This is a genomic window from Plantactinospora soyae (genome assembly GCF_014874095.1).
GTDB classification, from domain to species: Bacteria; Actinomycetota; Actinomycetes; order Mycobacteriales; family Micromonosporaceae; genus Plantactinospora; species Plantactinospora soyae.
Map to the genome: position 1 here is coordinate 2,744,307 of NZ_JADBEB010000001.1, position 17,358 is coordinate 2,761,664.

The window sequence follows — 17,358 nt, forward strand, 5'->3', positions numbered from 1 at the left end:
CGCGCCGGAACCGACCGCGCCGGAACGGATCGGGTCGAACCGGCCGATCAGGGCGGGGCGGTGTCCCGTACCGGGGCGGCCGAGCGGGCCGGGGACGAGCGGTCGGACGACGACGCCGACCCGGCGGCGCCGACCCGACCGGTCCGGGCCGGCGGATCGGTGATCGAGACCGAGGACGGCGACCTGGCGGCGCAGACCCAGGTGGTGCGACCGGGCGCCGCCGGGCCGGCGGAGACGGGGACGGCACCGACCGGGCCGGCCGCCGAGGCCGACGACGACACCGCGACGGTGCTGACCCGACCCGTGCCGGCGGCCGGGCCGACGGAGCGGGCCGGGACGACGGCCGAGGACGGGGCCGAGGACGAGGAAGCTGTGACGACGAAGGTACGACGACCGATGCGGGCCTCCGACCCGGCGGAGCCGAGCGGACCGCCGGAGCAGTCGGAGCGCAAGTGACCGCGACCGGCCCCAGCGGCCCGGGCGGCCCGGGAAGCCGGCGTGGTCCGGAGGCGAACGGATCGGGTCCCGGCCGTGGTTCGGGTCCGGGCGGTGGTTCGGGTCCGGGCGGTGGTTCGGGTCCGGGCGGTGGTTCGGGTCCGGGCGGTCGTTCGGGGCCCGGTGACGGTTCGGGCTCCGGCGACGGCCGGCATCCGAACCACGGCCCGGATCAACCTGTCGGCCCGGATCAACCTGTCGACCCGGACCCGGACGGCGCGGAGGGACTGCGGGCGGCGGCCCAGCCGGGTGCCGGAGAGGTCACCGCGACCGTCATCGTCGCCGCCCCGGCACCCCGGGTGTTCGCCGCCCTGACCGCCTGGGAGCGCCAGGGCGACTGGATTCCGTTCACCCGGGTCCGGCTGGTCGAGGGCGACGGGGGTGAGGGCAGCCTCGTCGAGGCGGTCACCACGGTCGGGCCGGCCGTGCTCCGCGACGAGATGCGGGTAGTCCGGATGGACCCGCCGTACGAGGTGCGGGTGGTGCACTGCGGACGCCTGTTGCGCGGTCCCGGGGTGCTGCGCTGTACCCAGATGGACCGGGACCGTACCCAGGTGGTCTGGCACGAGTGGTTCCACCTGCCCGGTGGGCCGGCCGCCCGGCTGGCCTGGCCGGTGCTCTGGCCCGGCTCCAAGGTCGGTCTCAGCCAGGCGCTGAAGCGGTTCGCCCGACTCGTGGAGCAGGGCCGGCTGCCCTGATCCGGTTCCACCGCCCCCGGCCCGGGCACCTGGTCGGCGGCAGGTTGTCGGGCGCCTGACCTACCGTTGGTGCCGTGACTGATCTGGTGACCGGCGTCGACGGCCTGGCCCGCTGCGGCTGGGGCGCGAGCACGCCCGACTACGCCGCCTACCACGACGAGGAGTGGGGCCGGCCGCTGCACGGCGACGACGCCCTCTACGAGCGCCTGAGTCTGGAGGCGTTCCAGTCGGGGCTCTCCTGGCTGACCATCCTGCGGAAACGCCCCGCGTTCCGGAGCGCCTTCCACGGGTTCCGGCTGGAGACCGTCGCCCGGTACGACGAAACGGACATTGCCCGGCTGATGGGCGACGTCGGGATCGTACGGAACCGGGCCAAGATCGAAGCGGCGATCGCCAACGCCCGGGCCGCCCTGGACCTGCCGGACGGACTGGCGACGCTGCTCTGGTCCTTCGCCCCCGACGCCCGGGCGACCCGGCCCGGGTCCTTCGCCTCGGTGCCGGCCATCACCGCCGAGTCGACCGCGATGGCGAAGGCGCTCAAGAAGCGCGGTTTCCGTTTCGTCGGACCCACTACCGCGTACGCGCTGATGCAGGCCACCGGAATGGTGGACGACCATCTCGACGGTTGCCACGTGAAACGGCCGGCCGCCGCCGTGATGGGATAACCGGATGAGGCAGTGGGATGAGCGGACCGGCCGGCTCGGCGGGCGGGAGCCGCAGGGCGGGCCGGAGCGTGGCGGAGTGCCGGCATGAGCGAGCGGATCGGCCGGCGCAGGGCTGAGCGGCTTCTGACGGCGCCGGGCGCGGCGAGGTGACCATGAGCGAGACGGTTCTGGCCGGCGCGTGGGCGGTGGTCATCCCCGGCGAGCGTTACGAGGCGGAGCGGCTGTTCCACCACGACACCCTGGAGCTGACCGGCCTGGGCGGTGGGGACCGGCCCGGCCCCGGCGACCCGGTGCTGGTGGTACGCGACGAGCAGCCGCCCTCCGTGGTGGCGCTCGGCAGGGTGGTGGCGACCGGCGGGATCGAGGAGCCGGACCCGGACGATCCGCAGTCGGGGCCGGAGGAGGGCACCGCGCTGGCGGTGACGTACACCCGGCAGGTGTTCGACGCGCCGGTGCCGGCCGACCAGCTCGCCCTCGACGGCCCGGTGACCCGGATCGACCCGGCGGTCTACCACGAGCTGGCCGGACGGGTCGGGCCCGCGCCCGATCGCCGGAAGTGGCTGGTCAGCCTGGACATGCCGATCGAGGCGACGACCTCGGCCGAGGCGGTCCGGCTGTTCTGGGCGTACGTGCAGGAGCTGGGGCCACGGGAGCTGCCCGCCTTCGTCGCCCCGGTCGACGACGAACTCGCGATGCAGGCGTTCGTGCTCGGCGTCGAGGCCAACCAGGATCCCGAAGAGGAAGACTGAGCGGTGTTCCGCCGGCCTGGCCGGTCGCCCGAGTGCGACCGACCAGGCCGGCTGCTGGTGGCGGCCCGGTCAGGTCAGGACGTCGGGCAACCGGCCGGGCCACCGGCCCAGCACCTGGCCCGGATCGGTGTCGAGCACCCGTTCGAGCAGCGTCGCGTAGACGTCCCGGAAGTCGGTGGTGAAGCGCAGGTCGCCGTCGTCCAGCTCGGTCAGGTTCGGCGCTTCGCCGTAGAGGCCGCCGCGCACCCCCGCGCCGAGCAGGAAGACGTCCGAGGCGGTGCCGTGGTCGGTACCGTCCGAGGCGTTGGCCCGGACCCGCCGGCCGAACTCCGAGTACACCGCCACCACCACCTTGCGGCCGGCCTCGGTGCTGCCCATCCGGTCGAGGAAGCCGGACAGCGCCTTGTCGACCTGACCGAGCAGCACGGCCTGGAGCTGCTTCTCGTCCGCGTGGGTGTCGAAGCCGCCCAGTGAGACCGAGAAGACCCGGCTCGACACGCCCACCTCGACGCACTGCGCGACCAGGTCCAGTTGGGCCTGGAGCGAGCTGCGCGCACCGCCGGTCGCGGTCGCCGCCGGCGCCTCCTCGGCGTCGGCGTTCTCGGCCTCCTCGGCCGCCGCGGCCTCGCGTACCTCGGTGATCATCGTGTCCACGGCACGCAGGTCGGCGAAGCAGGCCGCCGCCCGGGCCTGGCCGGCCGGCTCGCCGGGCTCCGCCGCCGCGAGCGAGGCCAGTGTCTTGTCGCCGAGCGGGTGGCGGGCCTGCCGCCCGGTGACCGGTACGGCCGCTCCGGCGCTGCGGGCACCGGCCAGCAGCGGCGGCAGGGTCGGCTCGAAGGAGACCGCGAGCCGGGGATCCCCGCCCGCTCCGTCCAGCCACCGGCCGAGCCAACCGGTGCGCTCGGGACGGTCGGGCCGGGCGGTCTGCCAGATGTCCATCGAGCGGAAGTGACTGCGGTCGGGTGTCGGATAGCCGACACCTCGGACGATGGCGAGCCGGCCGGCGGTGAACAGCCCGTGCAGTCCGGTCAGCGCCGGGTTCAACCCGACCTGGTCGTCGAGCCGCTTGACCTCCTCGGCCGAGTACGCCAACTCGGGGCGGGCGTCGTGGTACGCCGGATCGGCGTACGGGACGACGGTGTTGAGGCCGTCGTTGCCGCCGTACAGGGTGACCAGCACCAGCGTACGGCTGTCCTGGTCGCGGTCACCGGCCGTGTCGAACAGGTCGGACAGGCCGTACGCCGTGGCGCCGGCCGCGAGCGCGCCGGCTCCCGTGACGCCACTAGCGATCAGGAACTTGCGCCGGGTCAGGATGTCCATTCGTTCGTCGCCTCCCGGTCAGCAGACGGTGTACTCGGGGCTGATCAACCCGGCGGCGAGCAGTCGCTCCGGGTCCTCGGCCAGTGCGGTCAGGGCGGTACGGGTACGTGCGGTCCAGCGGTCCACCACGAGCAGCCGGGCCAGCGCGTCCGGGCGTCCGGCGCTCGGCGCGGCGGAGAGTCCCTGGACGACGGTCGGTGCCGCCGCCCCGGCGAGCAGCGTGGCCAGGCGCATCCGGGCCTGCAACGAGGAGGTGGTCAGCCAGGACTCGCCGGCCGGCCAGCCGCCGACACTCGGCGGGCGCAGCGGCACCTGGTCCATCCCGGCCAGCCGGTTGGACAGCTCCTTGCGTTCCTTCTCGGCCAGCCGGCCGGGCCGGATCCCGAGCTGGCGCATTGCGCCGACGATCCACTCCACCGGCTGTTTGACCAGTTGGTTACGGGTCTGCGCGAAGGCCGGGGCGGTGAAGATCGCCCGCAGTGTTCCGGTGGTGTCGCCGGTGGCGGCCAACGACTGCGGCGGTGCGGTGTCCCTGCTGGCGAACCGGAACCAGAGCCGGGCCGCGACGAAGGCACCGGCCTCGGGGCGGCCGGCCAGCAGCCGGGCGTACGAGTCGGCGTCGAACGCCGCGGTCTGCCCGAGGATCGTCTTCTCGCCGGAATCGTGCCTCCGGGGCACGAATCTGGCCTTCGCCGCGTTCCGGTCGACCTGCCAGCCGGTCAGCGCCCGCGCCCCGGCCTTCACGTCCGCCTCGGTGTAGTTGCCGATGCCGAGGGTGAACAGCTCCATCAGCTCCCGGGCCAGGTTCTCGTTCGGGGCGGCGCGGGTGTTCTTCTGGCCGTCCAGCCACAGGATCAGGGCGGGGTCCCGGACCATCGCCCGGACGAGCGCCTCGAACCCGCCCCTGCCGTGGGCCCGGAAGGTGTCGAGCTGGCCCAGCATGAGCTGGGCGGACTTCACCTTGCGGACGCTGGTCGCCCAGTGTCCGTGCCAGAAGAAGACGAGCTTCTCGGGGAGTTGGTGGTCGGCGGCGACCATCCGGTCCAGCCACCAGTCGGCCAGCCGACGGGCCTGTTCGGCCCGCTCCCGCTGGGCCTGCTGCCGCTGCTCCCGGCTGGGCTTCTTGTCGAGTGCGGCAAAGGGATCGGCGCCCAGCCGGGGTACCGGGGTGGCCGCCGCACCCGCGTCCCGCCCGGTGGGGGAGAGCAATCTGTCCAGCGTCGCCGCCACCCCGTCCCGTTCGGCCGCGTCCACCTCGGCGGCCGTGGGCCCGAAGGTGGCGCGGCGCAGCAGGTGTGCGACAGCGTCCCGATCGACCATGTGCCGAACCATAGGACATCGATGTACGAGACTCGTAAAGATCAGGATCGGGACGGGTATCTGCCTCGGTTCCGGCGAGGGCGGCGGGGTCGGGGCGGGTCTGTCTCGGCCCCGGCCGCCCTCGGCGGGGTCGGGGCGGCGGGTCAGCGGCCCTCGAACGCCGGCCGGCGCTTGGCCACGAAGGCGGCGGTGGCGGCCCGGTGGTCGGCGGTGGCGCCACAGATCGCCTGCGCCTGCGCCTCGGCGGCCAGCGCCTCCGACAGGGTCCCCGCGTCGCCGACCGAGAGCTGCCGCTTGATCGCCCCGTACGCCACCGTCGGCCCGGCCGCGAGCCGGGCGGCCAGCTCCTGCGCGGTGGAGAGCACCAGTTCGTCGTCGACCAGCCGGTTGAGCAGGCCGAGCCGGTGTGCCTCGTCGGCGCCGACCGGTTCGGCGAGCATCAGCAGCTCGACCGCCTTGGCGTGGCCGACGAGTCGGGGCAGCGACCAGGACGCGCCGGTGTCGCCGGCCAGGCCGACCTTGGCGAAGGCGAGCAGGAAGCTGGTACCGGGACCGCCGATCCGGAAGTCGGCGAGGAAGGCCAGCGAGGCGCCGGCTCCGGCTGCCATTCCGCGTACCGCCGCGATCACCGGCTTGGGCAGGCTGGCCAGCCGGGCCGCGATCGGGTTGTAGTGGGCCCGGACGGTACCCAGGGGATCGGTGTTGCCCGCCTCCAGCGTCGCGGCGTGCTCCCGGAGGTCCTGGCCGGCGCAGAAGGCCGCCCCGGCGCCGGCGAGCACCACCGCCCGGCAGGACCGGTCCTGCTCCAGCTCGGCGAGGGTGTCGCGGAGCGCCTCCTTCAGCGGCACGTCAAGCGAGTTCATCGCGGCGGGACGGTTGAGGGTCAGCGTCACCACCGAATCGGAGCGGTCGATGAGCAACGATTCGGTCACGGTCGTGGACCCTTCTGTCGGGCGATCCGGCTGGAGCTGTCGAGGCACTGCTCGACGAATCGGTCGGCGGCCGGGCGCAGCCGGGCGGCGTGCCGGTCGAAGAACGCCGCCGCGCTGGTCCCCGGCCACCGCTCGGGCAGCAGCGCAGGGGGCAGTTGCGGGTCCCGGAAGAGGAAGGTACGCCATGCGTGCACCAGCCTGAACCGGGCGGCGTACGCGTCTTCGTCGCAGCTGCGTACGGTCACCGAGGCGAGCAGCGGGCGCTGGCCGGAGACGAAATCCTGGTACGCGTTGCCGATCTCGTCGAGATCCCAGGCCCGCCGGACCACTCCCATCGCCCCGGGCGTACCGGCGGTGTGGGCGGCGGTGAACCGTTCGTACCGCACTCCGGCCTCGCTGAGCAGGCCGTCCACGTCCTCACCGGCGCGGGTGGCGACCCAGTTCTGCTCGTCGAGCATGCCGTAACCCAGGTAGCTCAGGTTGGCGGCGAGGCGCTGGCGGTCGCGCCGATTTGTCGCTGCTTCGAGCACGATGAGGTCGAACCGCCCGTCCCATCCGATTTTGGTGGTTCGGTAGATTCTGGCGGCGGCCTCGTCCAATCTCCTGGCGGCTCTTGGAGTGAGCAGATAACCGGGTCCAGAGTTGAGTCGGAGCGGGTGCAGCCAACCCTGACGAACCATCCGCGAAACCGCCGTACGGACCGCCGGTGCGGCGATCCCCAGCGGGGAGAGTAGTTTGACCAGCGCGGAAACCGGTGCGCGACCGCCCCGGGAACGGAGGTAGTCGCCATACAGGTCGAAGAGTGCCGACCGTGCCTGCATGACCGCACATTGTGACACCCCTTCTCAAGATATGCTAGATGCTGTTACATCAGTGCTGGTTCGGTTTGGGTCCGGCGGTGTTCATCAGGGAAAATCGTTGGTCGGCACCGCGGCCTTGAGCGCGGTGATGCTGACCAAATGGATGTGGGGCAACCCACCGACCCTGGTGAAGGTCTGAGGGGAGACAACATGGCGGCGATGAAGCCGCGGACGGGCGACGGTCCGCTGGAAGTCACCAAGGAGGGCCGGGGCATCGTCATGCGGGTTCCGCTGGAGGGTGGTGGCCGGCTCGTCGTCGAGATGACTCCCGACGAGGCCAACGCGCTCGGTGACGCGCTGAAGGCCGCCGCCGGCTAAGAGAAACGACGACTCCGCCGGGTGCCACGTGGCACCCGGCGGAATCCATCAGCCCTGGGCCATCGGCGCTGCCGGTGGCCCAGGGTCGTGATGCCCGGTCCCGGGGGCGGCCGCGTGGCCGTCCGTACTGTCCTGATCCACGATTGTGTTCGGAGGTAGCGTCGGCGTGCTGTCGATCCGTCTGGTAGTAGATCCCGCCGGGGTCGACACCCTGGTGCTGCCGGTCCGGCCCGTCGAAGGGGCGGCTCAGCCCGTCGACGCGACGGCTGCGCTCGTACCCACCTGCCTGGACCTGCCCGCCGAACTGGTGGCCGAGGCGGGCGCGCTGCTGCCGTACCTCGAAAAGCCTGGCGTTGCCGGAACGGTGAACCGGTCGATCCGGCCGCTGCTCACCCCCAGCCGGCTCCTGCTGGCTGGCGTGGGTACCGGCGACGAGGCCGGCTGGCGCTCCGCCGGGGCGGGTATCGCCCGGGCCGCCGTACGTGAGAGTTCGATCACTATAGCGATACCGGTCGATGTTGATCCGGAGGCCGTACGCGGGCTCGCCGAGGGGCTCTGGTTGGCGTCGTACCGGTTCCGGATGGCCGCCTCCGACACGGGTCCCGCCGCCCCGCCCGCCCTGGCCGAGGTGCTGCTCGCGGTCGCCGATCCGGAGCGCTACCGGGCGGCCCTCGACACGGCCCGGGTGGTCGCCGAGTCGACCCGGTTCGCCCGGGACCTGACCAACACGCCGTCCTCGCTCAAGACGCCCGCCTGGTTCGCCGACCAGGTGATCGCGGCGGCGGCCGGGCACGCCGGGCTGACCGTCGACGTCCGGGAACCGGACCGGCTCGCCGCCGAGGGCTTCGGCGGCATCCTCGCCGTCGGTGGCGGCTCGGCCCAGGGACCCCGGCTGGTCGAGCTGAGCTGGCGGCCCGCAGGCGCGCGGACCCACGTCGTACTGGTCGGCAAGGGGATCACCTTCGACACCGGCGGCGTCTCGATCAAGCCGCGCGACGGCATGAAACTGATGCGCAAGGACATGGGCGGGGCGGCGGCGGTGATCGCGGCCACCATCGGTGCCGCCGCGCTCGGCCTTCCGGTCCGGGTGACCGCGCTCGCGCCGCTGGCCGAGAACATGCCGAGCGGTTCGGCGTACCGGCCGGGCGACGTGGTACGGCACTACGGCGGCCTGACCAGCGAGAGCACCAACACCGACGCCGAGGGCCGACTGGTGCTCGCCGACGCGCTCGCGTACGCCGTGGAGCGGCTGGAGCCGGATCTGCTGGTCGACCTGGCCACCCTCACCGGAGCCAACTCGGTAGCGCTCGGCAAGCGGACCGCCGCGCTCTACAGCGACACCGACGAACTCGCCGACGCGGTGCTGTCAGCGGCCGACGCCGCCGGTGAGCGGGCCTGGCGGATGCCGTTGCCGGTGGACTACGCGGAGTACCTCGGCAGCGACATCGCCGATCTGTACAGCGCGCCGACCCAGGGCGCCGGATCCGTCGTCGCCGCCCTCTACCTGCGCGAGTTCGCCGGTGACCTCCGCGACCGCTGGCTGCACCTGGACATGTCGGCGCCGTCCTGGTCGGAGGGAAACGACGGCGAGCTGGTCAAGGGCGCGACCGGTTGGGGCGTACGCACCCTGCTCCGCTGGCTGGCCACCCAGCCCGGCTAGGCGTACCGCCCGGGGAGGTTGGTCGCCCCGGCCCGGGCCCGGTCAGCGCTTGACGGCGACCAGCAGCCCCTCACCGGTGGGCAGCAGGGCCGGGATCCAGTCCTCCGACTCGCGGATCGCCTTGGCCACCTCCCGTACGGTCACCGTCTCCACGTCCCGGGCCGCCGGGTCGCCGATCCGGCCGGCGGCCAGTGCGCCGTGCAGCGCGAGTACCCCGCCGGGCCGCAGCAGCCGCGTCGCCGCCTCGACACAGGCGCTGTACTCGGCGACCTCCGAGTCGACGAAGATCAGGTCGTAGACCCCGTCGGCGAGCCGGGGCAGCACGTCCAGCGCCCGGCCGGTGATGATTCGGGTACGCCCCGAGGCGAAGCCCGCCTCCTGGAAGATCCGTCGGGCGATCCGCTGGTGCTCGGTCTCCACGTCGATCGTGGTGAGGATGCCGTCGGCGCGCATCCCGCGCAGCAGCCAGAGCCCGCTGACCCCGGTTCCGGTACCGATCTCCACCACCGCCCGGGCACTGCCGGCGGCGGCCAGCAACCGCAGCGTCGCGCCGGTTCCGGGCGTGACCGCGGCGAGACCGACCTCGGTGGCCAGACTGCGAGCGGTACGCAGGACCAGATCCTCGGCGACGTACGCTTCGGCGAACTGGAGTGCTTGGGCGGTCGTCGTGCTGACTGACCGGGCGACCGTGGCGATGGGGCACCTCCGGGCGGCAGGGGTGGCGGGGCGGCGAGGCTGGGTATGGCGGTCGGTGGGACGGCGGGAAGAGCGGTCCGGGGCGGGGTTGCGGGTATGAGCCTAAGGGTGGCGGTACGTGATCGGCAGTCGCGTGCCTCCGATGGTGGCCATGCCTCGGACAACCGATGACCGGTATTCAGCCATCCGTGCGATCCTGGATGCGGAACCCGGACGCTGCGGCCGGAAGCGGTTGCCCGCGCCCGCGCGGCGCCCGGCTTCAGGGACGGACTGGGAGGCAGCGAACGTGACGGACGGCTGGAACTGGCGCCAGCCCGATGGGACCGCGACGCCGGGGTACACCCCGTCGCCCGCGCCCCCGACAGTCGGCGCGCGGGCGGTGCCCGCAGGCGCACCGGACCCGGCATCGTCCCCATGGTGGTCCGACGCGCTGCACGACCCGTGGCGCAACCCGGGGACTCCGGCGGCGGTCGTGGTGCAGGCGGCGGCACCGGGTTCGGCGCAGGCCGCGCCCGAGCCGGTCAGCGACCCGGACGCCGTCCGGCCCCGCGGCCTGGCCCCGGTCTTCCTGGTCTCGCTGATCACCGCACTGTTGGCCGGCGCGCTCGGCGGCGCCCTCGGGTACGCCTTCGCGGTCGGCGGCGGCGTCGGCGGAACGACCGCGCTCGGTTCGGCCGGCGGGGAACCGCCGGCCTCGGCCCGGCGACCGCCCGAGTCACTGGCCGGCGTCGCGGAGCGGCTGCTGCCGAGCGTCGTCACGGTACGGGTCAGCGGGAACGGCGGCGTCGGGCTCGGCTCGGGATTCGTCGTCACCCAGGACGGTTACGTGATCACCAACGACCATGTGGTCGGGGTGGGCGCGGACACCGCGACGGTCGAGTTCAACGACGGCACCACCGCCCCGGCCGAGGTGGTCGGCAAGGACCCCGAGGCGGACATCGCCGTCATCAAGGTGGCCCGGACGGGCCTGAAGCCGATCGAGTTCGGAGACTCCGATGCCGTCGCGGTCGGCGACCCGGTGCTCGCCTTCGGCACGCCGCTGTCCCTGGCCAACACGGTCACCTCGGGCATCGTCAGCGCGCTGGACCGGACGTTCCGCAACGGCGAGCCGGGCGGGCAGGTGCGCTACTACGCGGCGATCCAGACCGACGCGGCGGTCAACCGGGGCAACTCCGGCGGTCCGCTGGTCGACGGGGCCGGCCGGGTGATCGGGGTGAACTCGGTGATCCAGACGCCGGCCGTGGACGAGGAGACGGCCGGAAACGTCGGCCTGGCCTTCGCGATCCCGATCAACCAGGCCAAGCGGCTCGCCCAGGAGATCATCGACACCGGAAAGGCGCGCCGGACCGTGATCGGCGCCGGGGTCGGCGGTACCCGGTCGGGCGGCTCGGGCGGCGTACGACTCTCCTCGGTCGAGCCGGCCGGACCCGCCGCCGAGGCCGGGCTCCAGACCGGTGACGTGGTGCTCAAGCTCGACGGCAAGCCCCTGGAGGAGCCGAGCGACCTGATCGCACTGGTTCGCAAGTACGCACCCGGCTCGGTGGTGAGCGTCGAGTACCGGCGCGGCTCGGAACGCCAGTCGGCCTCGGTGACCCTTGCCGCGGATGCCAAGTAGCCCCCGGCTCCCCCTCCCGCTGGCCGTGGTGACGTGCGTACTCTTGCTGGTGCCAGGGGTGGCATGAGGAGGCACGCGTGTTCGAGAACCTGAACTGGTGGGAGATCGGTGCGCTACTGCTGGTCGCTCTGCTGATCTTCGGCGACCGGTTGCCGCAGGTGCTCAGTGATGGGCTACGGATGCTGCGCAACCTGCGGAACATGGCCCGGAACGCCACCGGCGACCTGAGCCGCGAGTTGGGCACCGACATCCAGCTCGAGGACCTGCACCCGAAGGCGTTCATCCGTAAGCACCTGCTGAGCGAGGAAGACGAGCAGGCGATCCGCAAGCCCCTCCAGGGGGCGTACGACAAGCTCCGCTCCGACCTGACCGACGTGCACCGGGAGATCGACGACGTGGCCTCGTCGGCGGACGTCCGGTCGTCGGGCGGATCCACCGGTGCTGCCGGCGGCGCCTCGACACCGGGTTCCGGCGCCGATGTGGTGGCCCCGCAGCGTCGCAGTTTCGACCTGGACGCCACCTGACCGTCGGCCCTCGGGCGGATCGGCCCGTTGGCTCCTCGGCGCCGGCTGGCTCCTCGGCCCGCTGACTGTCAGCCCTGCCGACGGCGGCCGGCGGGAACCACCGGCCGCCGAGAGTCATCGAGCGCCGGGCGGCGTCCGCTCGACGGTGGTCAGCGGCCGACGGGGCGCAGGCCCAGCGACTTGCCGAGCAGCGTCTCGCGCCGGATCGCGAGCCGGTCCGCGACCGCCATCAGCGCCTGGGCGGCGGGTGCCTCCGGCTCGGCCAACACGATCGGATCACCGGCGTCGCCGGCCTCCCGGACCCGGGGGTCCAGCGGGATCTGCCCCAGCAACGGCACCTGGGCGCCGATGATCGTGGTCAGCGATTCGGCGACCATCGCGCCCCCACCGGAGCCGAAGACCTCCATCCGGGAGCCGTCGGGCAGTTCCAACCACGACATGTTCTCCACCACCCCGACCAGGCGCTGGTGGGTCTGCAGGGCGATTCCACCGGCCCGCTCGGCCACCTCGGCGGCCGCGGTCTGCGGCGTGGTCACCACCAGGATCTCCGCGTTGGGCAGCAGTTGGGCCAGCGAGATGGCCACGTCGCCGGTGCCCGGGGGCAGGTCCAGCAGCAGTACGTCCAGATCGCCCCAGTAGACGTCGGCGAGGAACTGCTGCAACGCCCGGTGCAGCATCGGTCCCCGCCAGACGACCGCCGCGTTGCCGTCGACGAACATGCCGATCGAGATCACCTTCACCCCGTGCGCCTGGGGCGGCATGATCATGTCTTCGACCCGGGTCGGTCGGGCGGTGGTGCCGAGCATCCGGGGAACCGAGTGCCCGTAGATGTCCGCGTCCACGACCCCGACCGACAGCCCCTTGGCGGCCAGTGCCGCAGCCAGGTTGACCGTCACGCTGGACTTGCCGACGCCGCCCTTGCCGCTGGCGACCGCGTAGACCCGGGTACGCGAACCGGGCTGGGCGAACGGGATCAACGGCTCCTGGGTCGTTCCGCCACCACGCAGCCGGGACTGTAGGGACTGCCGTTGCTCCGTGCTCATCACGCCGAACTCGATCGTCACCCCGGTCACCCCGGGCACCGCGCCGACCGCCCGGGTGATGTCGGACCGGAGCTTGTCCTTGAGCGGGCAGCCGGCGACCGTGAGCAGCAGTTCCACCCGTACGGTGCCGTCGGCGCCGAGTACGGCGGAGCGCACCATGCCGAGATCGGTGATCGGTCGCCGGATCTCGGGGTCGTCGACGGTGGCCAGGGCGGCGTGGATCGCCTCCTCGGCGGCGGTCATCGGCGGGGCCTCGCGATCGGTGGCGGATGCGGCAGCCTCGTGGCCGGGGACGGCGGGAGCAGACATGTCCGCAATGCTACGTCGCCGGGCGATCCGACTGGCCGGCCACACCTGTTCAGCGAGTGTGAGCGACACGGCACGGCGTAGCGGGCAAGTCGGGTCTTCAGCCACGGATGGTGAAATTGCCGATTTGACGGGTAGACGCCGTACCGTTCGGGTGCGACGATCGTTGAGACCCGCCGCGCGCCTAGCCCCTTGAGGCGCGCGGCGCTTTTTGTCGTCCTGTCGCCCCGGCGGGTGCTTACCGTCCGCTTTCCGCCGCGTGCCCCCGTCGCCGTCAGCGGCGGCGTACCCGGTGCAGCCGGAACGGCTTGCGGGTCTGTCGCACGGCAGGGCTTTCCCGGGGCGGGGCGGCGAGGGAGCCGTCGGGCAGCGTCCCGCCGGCCGCCGTCGGCGCCCCGCCCGGCGCCAGCCGGTGCAGTGCACACGCGGTCGCCCAGCGGACGGCCAGATCGGCCGGGCTTCCGGAGACGTTGAGCCGCTTGGCGGCCACCTGGGGCGCCACCGTCGCCCACTCCTCGCTCTCCGGCACCACCCGGCTCACCTCGGCCGGCCAGCTGACGATCCGTCCGCCGTGGTCGCCGCGCAGCGTCACCGTCGCGGTACGGGCCTCGGCGAGGCCGGGCGCGGACTGCTCGCCGGGGCCACTCACCACGTACAGGGCGCCGTCGAGTGGTACGCACCACAGCGCGAGGGCCGGGCGATCCTGGACCGCCACCCATGCCACGGCTGCCTTCTTCATCGCCTCGGTCACCAGTGGTGACACGCCACGGTCGTCCACCTCGTCGGTCACATCCCGCATCCTGCCGCACCCGGGACCGCCCCGGCACCCGTGACCGGCCGATCAGGGGTAAGGAAGGGCCCCTTCTTATCGCTTTCTGGATAGGAAGGGGCCCTTCCTCACACCCGGGCGTCGAGCATCGCGGGCAGCTGGGTCAGCGAGTCGAGTGCCGGGCCGGTCCAGTCGGGCTCGCCGTCGAAGACGAGGTGTCCGTCGAGGTCGGCCGCGGCGAGCCGGACGGCGGTCATCCCGGCCCGGACCGCACCGGTCAGTTCCTGACTGCCGCCGTCGCCGACGTACAGGCAGTCGGCCGGGGCCACGCCCAGCCTTCGGCAGGCGGCCCGGTAGATCGCCGGATCGGGCTTGCAACGGCCCACCTGTACGGAGAAGACCCGTACGTCGAGCAGCGGTGCGACCGGCAGTTGTGGCAGGAAGGCGGGGAGTTCGTGGGTACAGTCACTGACCAGTGCGATGCGTGCGCCCCGGTGCCGGAGGGCGCGCAGCACCGTCACCGCCTCGGGGCGCAGTCGGGTGTCCGCCCGTACCGCCTCGATCCTGGCGGCGACCGCGGCCCGGAGGTCGGCGGCGGACGGTCGGCCCCCGGCCTGCTCGCCGACCCAGCGCAGGGTGTCGGCGGCGTTGCCGAGCGCCCCGCTGGCCCGCAGGTAGAAGGAGCGGTCGAGGACGTCGACCAGCGGCTCCACCGCGCAGCCGAGCAGGGCGGCGACGGCGGCGTGCTGTGGGCCACGGCGGACGGCGCAGGTCAGGGTGCCGAAAAAGTCGAAGAGCACGGCCCGGTACGCGGGCGACCGGGGCCGGCCCGCGTACGCGGGAGCCTGGTCGGCGGTTGCCGGGAACCGGTCTACGGGGGAGGGGGACCGGTAGGTGGGCACGGGGGAGCGGCCTCCAGAACCAGATGTGGCGAGGCGGGACCGGACGATATTAACGGACTGTCGACCATGCGATGGCCCGGAGTGACATGTGAGGATTTTTCCGTGCCTTCCCCTGTTCCGCCACCCCGGACGTCGATCGACCCGCTGAGTATCGGGGCCGTCGCTGTCGCCGTAGCGGCGGTGTCGTCGTCCGCGCCGCTGATCGCGTTCGCCGCCGCGCCCGCGCTGGCCATCGCGTTCTGGCGCAACATCCTCGCGGTCGGGGTGCTCGGACCGTTCGCGCTGGCCCGCCGCCGGGCCGAGTTCCGGGCGCTGCTGCGGGGCGCCGGGCGCCGGGAGGCCGGGTACTGCGCGCTGGCCGGCCTCGCCCTCGCCGTGCACTTCGCGACCTGGATGCCGAGCGCCCAACTGACCTCGGTGGCCGCCGCCACCGCCCTGGTGGTCACCCAGCCGGTCTGGCAGGGACTGATCGCCCTCGGGCAGGGCCGGCGGCTGCCCGTCGCCGCCTGGGTCGGAATCGGGGTGACCGTGCTCGGCGCGGTCTGGGCGGTGGGAGCCGACTTCGGGGTGTCCGGCCGGGCCGTGGCCGGCGACCTGCTCGCGGTCGCCGGCGGCATGGCGGCGGCCGTCTACACCGCGCTGGGCGAGCGGGCCAGGACGACGACCAGCACCGTCACCTACACCACCATCTGTTACGGGGTCTGCGCGGGCGCGTTGCTCGTGGTGTGCCTGGTCGGCGGGGTTCCGGTCACCGGCTTCGACACCTCGACCTGGCTCGCCGTGCTCGCCCTGGTGGCCGGCGCCCAACTGCTCGGCCACTCGATGTTCAACTACGCGCTACGCCGGATCTCGGCCACCACGATCAGCGTCCTGTTCCTGCTCGAGGCGCCCGGTGCCGCGTTGATCGCCTGGGCCTGGCTGGACCAGGTACCCCGGTCGACCGCCCTGCCCGGGTTGGCCCTGCTGCTGGCCGGAGTCGCCGTCGTACTGCACGCCGAGGCACGCGCCGGCCGGCGTACCCGGTCCGGGCGGGATGACCGGGCGGATCCCGTACCGGTACTGCCGGAGGCCGGTCCACTGCCGCTGCCGCAGCCCGACCCGGTGCGGGACGGTACGCATCGGACCGACTGACCGCCGCGGGCCGGTTGGGGCGTGGGGCGGCCGGTGGTGGGCTGGATTTCCTGGCGGCTGCTTGGGCGCCCGCACGGAGGCGGTGGCGGCGGACCGGATCGGGCCGGCCGGTCGGGTCATTCGATCCGACCGGCCGGCCCGGAGCCGCTGGACCTTAGGAGGTGCTCGAACTGGTCGCGAAGACCAGTCCGATCAGGCCGAAGTAGGCGATCAGGGCGAGGATCGTCAACGCGGCCAGGCCGACGGCGACCCAGCCGAGGACCAGGCCGGCGGTGGCAAAGCCGGCGCCCTCCTCGCCACTGGCCTGGATCTCGTCGCGGGCACGCTTGGCGAGGTAGACGGCGACCACGCCGATCAGTTGGCAGCTGAACAGCGAGACGATGCCGGTGATCATCGCGGCGATCGCCATGCTGTTCGTCGGCCGGCGTACCTGATAGCCGGGGTATCCGGGATAACCGGGCGCCCAGGCGGGGGGCGGACCGCCGACCGGTGGTGCGGACTGCTGACCGGCCTCGACGTCGTACGGGTTCAGGCCGGTGCGGTCCGGCTCGGACGGTGGGTCAGGAGTAGCTGGGTTCACGACGGCTCCTGCTGCTCTCGAGCGGCTCAGTAACCGCTCTCGAAGTCGGAGGGTTGCTGGGCCGCCCAGACGATGAGCCCGACGATCGCGATGGTGGCGAGCACCGCGATCGCGGCGGCGATCCAGCCGACGATGATTCCGGCGGTGGCCAGACCCGCGCCGCCCTCGCCCCGTTCACGGATCTGCTTGCGCGACACGTGTCCGAGGATCGCGCCGACGATTCCGATGTAGCCGCCGAGGCCGTAGCCGCAGAGGCCGAGCACGCCGACGATCGAGACGACCAGGGCGGCGATCGACAGCCCGTTGACCGGTGGCGCGGCGACGATGACCGGATAGCCGGGCGGAGGGTAGCCCGCCGCCTGCGGCTGGCCGTACGGATCCGCGCTCGTCGGGTACGCCTGGGTCGGGTACGCCTGCTCGGCCGGGTAACCCTGTGGTGGGGCCGAATCCGGGTAGCTGGCCTGGTAGCCCTGGTCAGAAGGGGCGGGCTGGTAGGTCGGCTCCTGGTAGACCGGTTGTGCCGGTGGCTGCGGCGCCGGCTGCGCCTGCCACGACGGGTCGCTGGAGTAGCCGCTCTGCTGGGGGTCGCTCATGTGGGATTCTCACTCCATCTGTCCGGTGCGCCTCGCCAGGGTAGTCGTCGCCCGCCAGCTTGGGGTCCCTGGTTTCGCCCCGGCCCGACCACGAGCACGGCCTTCGGCGGGGCCGTACGGCGGTGCGCCGTTGCCCGTATCGTCCGGACGGGGCAGGATCGCGGCATGGTATTCGACGCGCG

At 73.0% G+C, this 17,358-nt stretch carries 19 protein-coding genes; 9 read left to right on the forward strand and 10 right to left on the reverse strand.

Going from position 1 to position 17,358, the window contains the following annotated elements:
• Nucleotides 1-159 precede the first annotated feature (159 nt).
• The 4 genes from H4W31_RS45010 (at nt 160) to H4W31_RS12300 (ending at nt 2,607) form a co-directional block, all read left to right on the forward strand.
• Entirely contained in the window at nt 160-456 is a 297-nt protein-coding gene (locus tag H4W31_RS45010) for a hypothetical protein (protein ID WP_450091421.1), read from the forward strand.
• A 266-nt stretch (nt 457-722) separates the two neighbouring features.
• On the forward strand, nt 723-1,193 hold the full coding sequence (locus H4W31_RS12290) for an SRPBCC family protein (RefSeq protein ID WP_192772042.1): 471 nt from the start codon (nt 723-725) through the stop codon (nt 1,191-1,193).
• Between the two features lie 74 nt (nt 1,194-1,267).
• Nucleotides 1,268-1,858: a DNA-3-methyladenine glycosylase I gene (locus H4W31_RS12295; protein WP_192766781.1), complete on the forward strand. Its 591-nt coding sequence runs from the start codon at nt 1,268-1,270 to the stop codon at nt 1,856-1,858.
• 152 nt (nt 1,859-2,010) lie between these two features.
• The gene (locus H4W31_RS12300; protein ID WP_192766782.1) at nt 2,011-2,607 is read left to right on the forward strand and encodes a hypothetical protein; all 597 of its coding nucleotides are present in this window, start codon (nt 2,011-2,013) and stop codon (nt 2,605-2,607) included.
• A 69-nt stretch (nt 2,608-2,676) separates the two neighbouring features.
• Here the strand turns inward: H4W31_RS12300 and H4W31_RS12305 are convergent, their stop codons facing one another.
• The 4 genes from H4W31_RS12305 to H4W31_RS12320 form a co-directional block, all read right to left on the reverse strand.
• Complete coding sequence (locus H4W31_RS12305; protein ID WP_192766783.1) at nt 2,677-3,927, reverse strand: DUF1501 domain-containing protein; 1,251 nt, start codon at nt 3,925-3,927, stop codon at nt 2,677-2,679.
• 18 nt (nt 3,928-3,945) lie between these two features.
• Nucleotides 3,946-5,247 (reverse strand): DUF1800 domain-containing protein, encoded by a 1,302-nt coding sequence (locus H4W31_RS12310; RefSeq protein WP_192766784.1) that lies wholly within the window; start codon nt 5,245-5,247, stop codon nt 3,946-3,948.
• A gap of 143 nt (nt 5,248-5,390) precedes the next feature.
• Nucleotides 5,391-6,179: an enoyl-CoA hydratase-related protein gene (locus H4W31_RS12315; protein ID WP_192766785.1), complete on the reverse strand. Its 789-nt coding sequence runs from the start codon at nt 6,177-6,179 to the stop codon at nt 5,391-5,393.
• On the reverse strand, nt 6,176-7,000 hold the full coding sequence (locus tag H4W31_RS12320) for a PaaX family transcriptional regulator (RefSeq protein WP_192766786.1): 825 nt from the start codon (nt 6,998-7,000) through the stop codon (nt 6,176-6,178). The genes H4W31_RS12315 and H4W31_RS12320 overlap by 4 nt, the downstream gene beginning before the upstream one ends.
• A 189-nt stretch (nt 7,001-7,189) precedes the next feature.
• Between H4W31_RS12320 and H4W31_RS12325 the strand changes: the two genes are divergently transcribed.
• Nucleotides 7,190-7,357 carry a DUF3117 domain-containing protein gene (locus H4W31_RS12325; protein ID WP_007455245.1) on the forward strand — a complete coding sequence of 56 codons (168 nt, stop codon included), beginning with the start codon at nt 7,190-7,192 and terminating at the stop codon, nt 7,355-7,357.
• 166 nt (nt 7,358-7,523) lie between these two features.
• A complete protein-coding gene (locus H4W31_RS12330) occupies nt 7,524-9,017 on the forward strand; it encodes a leucyl aminopeptidase family protein (protein WP_192766787.1) in 1,494 nt (497 codons plus the stop codon).
• A 42-nt stretch (nt 9,018-9,059) separates the two neighbouring features.
• Here the strand turns inward: H4W31_RS12330 and H4W31_RS12335 are convergent, their stop codons facing one another.
• Nucleotides 9,060-9,635, reverse strand: coding sequence for an O-methyltransferase (locus H4W31_RS12335; RefSeq protein WP_225946482.1), 576 nt, complete (start codon nt 9,633-9,635; stop codon nt 9,060-9,062).
• Nucleotides 9,636-9,999: 364 nt separating this feature from the next.
• Here H4W31_RS12335 and H4W31_RS12340 point away from each other — a divergent pair, with 364 nt between their 5' ends.
• Complete coding sequence (locus H4W31_RS12340; RefSeq protein WP_404825581.1) at nt 10,000-11,328, forward strand: S1C family serine protease; 1,329 nt, start codon at nt 10,000-10,002, stop codon at nt 11,326-11,328.
• Nucleotides 11,329-11,405: 77 nt separating this feature from the next.
• The gene (locus tag H4W31_RS12345; RefSeq protein ID WP_192766789.1) at nt 11,406-11,852 is read left to right on the forward strand and encodes a Sec-independent protein translocase family protein; all 447 of its coding nucleotides are present in this window, start codon (nt 11,406-11,408) and stop codon (nt 11,850-11,852) included.
• A 149-nt stretch (nt 11,853-12,001) separates the two neighbouring features.
• Here the strand turns inward: H4W31_RS12345 and H4W31_RS12350 are convergent, their stop codons facing one another.
• The 3 genes from H4W31_RS12350 to H4W31_RS12360 form a co-directional block, all read right to left on the reverse strand.
• The gene (locus H4W31_RS12350; protein WP_192772044.1) at nt 12,002-13,138 is read right to left on the reverse strand and encodes an Mrp/NBP35 family ATP-binding protein; all 1,137 of its coding nucleotides are present in this window, start codon (nt 13,136-13,138) and stop codon (nt 12,002-12,004) included.
• A 337-nt stretch (nt 13,139-13,475) separates the two neighbouring features.
• Nucleotides 13,476-14,000 (reverse strand): hypothetical protein, encoded by a 525-nt coding sequence (locus tag H4W31_RS12355; protein ID WP_192766790.1) that lies wholly within the window; start codon nt 13,998-14,000, stop codon nt 13,476-13,478.
• 98 nt (nt 14,001-14,098) lie between these two features.
• Nucleotides 14,099-14,770, reverse strand: a complete 672-nt coding sequence (locus H4W31_RS12360; protein ID WP_192772045.1) for an HAD family hydrolase — start codon at nt 14,768-14,770, stop codon at nt 14,099-14,101.
• Nucleotides 14,771-14,938: 168 nt separating this feature from the next.
• Here H4W31_RS12360 and H4W31_RS12365 point away from each other — a divergent pair, with 168 nt between their 5' ends.
• Nucleotides 14,939-16,003, forward strand: a complete 1,065-nt coding sequence (locus tag H4W31_RS12365; RefSeq protein WP_192766791.1) for a DMT family transporter — start codon at nt 14,939-14,941, stop codon at nt 16,001-16,003.
• A 154-nt stretch (nt 16,004-16,157) separates the two neighbouring features.
• Here H4W31_RS12365 and H4W31_RS44200 read toward each other — a convergent pair whose 3' ends face one another.
• Nucleotides 16,158-16,583, reverse strand: a complete 426-nt coding sequence (locus H4W31_RS44200) for a DUF4190 domain-containing protein (protein WP_192766792.1) — start codon at nt 16,581-16,583, stop codon at nt 16,158-16,160.
• 26 nt (nt 16,584-16,609) lie between these two features.
• Nucleotides 16,610-17,176 carry a DUF4190 domain-containing protein gene (locus H4W31_RS12375; RefSeq protein ID WP_192766793.1) on the reverse strand — a complete coding sequence of 189 codons (567 nt, stop codon included), beginning with the start codon at nt 17,174-17,176 and terminating at the stop codon, nt 16,610-16,612.
• Nucleotides 17,177-17,358 lie beyond the last annotated feature (182 nt).